The organism is Streptomyces sp. LMG1-1-1.1, assembly GCF_040815545.1.
In the GTDB taxonomy this organism is placed as follows: domain Bacteria; phylum Actinomycetota; class Actinomycetes; order Streptomycetales; family Streptomycetaceae; genus Streptomyces.
The window spans coordinates 1-319 of sequence record NZ_JBFPNH010000107.1 but is presented as its reverse complement, the minus strand read 5'-3'; the positions used below and the strand labels follow the sequence as shown (position 1 = coordinate 319).

The window sequence follows — 319 nt, the reverse complement described above, 5'->3', positions numbered from 1 at the left end:
AAGTCGTAACAAGGTAGCCGTACCGGAAGGTGCGGCTGGATCACCTCCTTTCTAAGGAGCACAGCACCGATTGCAGGCAAATGTTCTGCACGGTCAGCTCATGGGTGGAACGTTGATTAGTTGGCACGATCTCGAGGATCACTTCACCAGTACTGCTTCGGCGTGGAACGTGATGGTGGACCGACGGGTCGTGCTTGGCACGTTGTTGGGTATCTGAGGGTACGGCCGTATGGCTTGTATCTTCATGATTCCGGCCCCAGTGAACTCATCGGTTTGTCCGGTGGGGTGATGGGTGGCTGGTCGTTGTTTGAGAACTACA

The 319-nt window shown here is 54.9% G+C and carries 1 rRNA gene; it reads left to right on the top strand.

The window, feature by feature from the left end:
• A 16S ribosomal RNA gene (locus MRBLMG1_RS37270) occupies positions 1-51 on the top strand; the annotation flags it as partial.
• Positions 52-319 lie beyond the last annotated feature (268 nt).